The sequence below is a fragment of the Halorubrum vacuolatum genome (assembly GCF_900188065.1).
GTDB classification, from domain to species: Archaea; Halobacteriota; Halobacteria; order Halobacteriales; family Haloferacaceae; genus Halorubrum; species Halorubrum vacuolatum.
In genome coordinates, this window is the sequence record NZ_FZNQ01000065.1 from 1 (window position 1) to 1,408 (window position 1,408).

General features: G+C 56.4%; 1 protein-coding gene. It reads left to right on the forward strand.

What is annotated here, in order from left to right; genetic code table 11:
- Window positions 1-86: 86 nt before the first annotated feature.
- The gene (locus CHB65_RS16665) at window positions 87-1,394 is read left to right on the forward strand and encodes an IS4 family transposase (protein WP_089386132.1); all 1,308 of its coding nucleotides are present in this window, start codon (window positions 87-89) and stop codon (window positions 1,392-1,394) included.
- The last annotated feature ends 14 nt before the right edge of the window (window positions 1,395-1,408 follow it).

Sequence of the window (1,408 nt, forward strand, 5' to 3'; positions counted from 1 at the left end):
CATCCGTATTCGGATAAGCGAGAGAATCGCGTGACGTAGGGCTAATCGCCGAAACTATCACCGTAGGATGAGATGGGGAGGGTGGTATGCGCCTCTCCCCAGATGCAGTACGAACCCTGTTGACTTCGGTGTTTCCTTCGGACTTCATCGACGACCGCGCACGCGAGTGCGGGGTCGTCGAACGCAACCGAGACATCGACATCAGAATGCTCGTGTGGACGCTTACAGTGGGTTTCGCCGTCGGCGGCGAAACCCGCTCCATCGCCGACTATCGCCGAGCATACAACGCCGCCACCAACCAATCCATCGCCGCCTCCAGTTTCTACGACCGCTTTACCGAACAGTTCGAAGATCTCCTTACTGAACTGCTCGAACACGCACTCGACGAAGTCGCTGTTCCGCATCACGTCTCCCCTGAATTCGACCGCTTCAGAGACGTGATTGCGGCTGACGCCACTATCTTCCGGTTGCAGCAACTGCTCTCCGAATTCGAAGCCACTCACGACGACGCCTCCGGTGTGATGCTGTACCTCGTCCACAACGTTACTGACCAGTCGGTGATCTCCGACGAGATCACCGACGAAACCACCCACGAGAGTACCCTCTTCGAAACCGGCTCCTGGCTCCGCGGCCGCCTCTTTCTGCTTGATCTCGCCTTCTTCAAGTACCGCCGCTTTGCGCTGATCGATGAGAACGACGGCTTCTTCGTGAGCCGATTAAAGAAGAGTTCTAACCCGCTCATTACAGCCGCTCCACGGACGCTTCGCGGCAATTCTATCGATATCGAAGGCAAGCAGGTCTTCGACGTTGTCGGAGACCTGCGTCGCCAGTACATCGATGTTGACGTGGTCGTCGGCTTCAAGCGCCGTGAATACGATGAGACCAGATCGACAGATACCAAAGAGTTTCGCGTCGTCGGTGTCCGCAACGAGGACACCGACGACTACCATCTGTACATGACGAACCTTCCACGTGGGGAATTCTTCGCCGCACAGATCGCAACGTTGTACCGAGCTAGATGGGAGGTAGAACTGTTATTCCGTGAATTGAAATCGCGGTACGGCCTGGAGAACTTCGATACGTCGAAAGCACACATCGTGAAGATTCAGATCACGGCGGCCCTGCTGACGCTGGTGGTCAGCAGGGCCATCCTTCGGGTGTTGGTCGATCACGCTGAAGAGCGTGGGGAGGATGTGTCGTTCCCCACCGAACGCTGGGCGACGACCTTCCGGTCGTACGCCCAGCTGATCCTCATGGAATTGGCTGACCTCTACGGTTTGCCTCCTCCAAACATTCCTGAACTCCTGTATCAGGAAGCTAAACAACCCTCTCCCGGTCGAAAAACGCTGTTAGAGGAGGTGTGTAGTGACCTCACCGCCAATGCGGGGGCTTAAACGAATACGAATGG

Coding starts and splice junctions, on each gene's coding strand:
- CHB65_RS16665 (WP_089386132.1), top strand. CDS start 87: ATGCGCCTCTCCCCAGATGCAGTACGAACCCTGTTGACTTCGGTGTTT.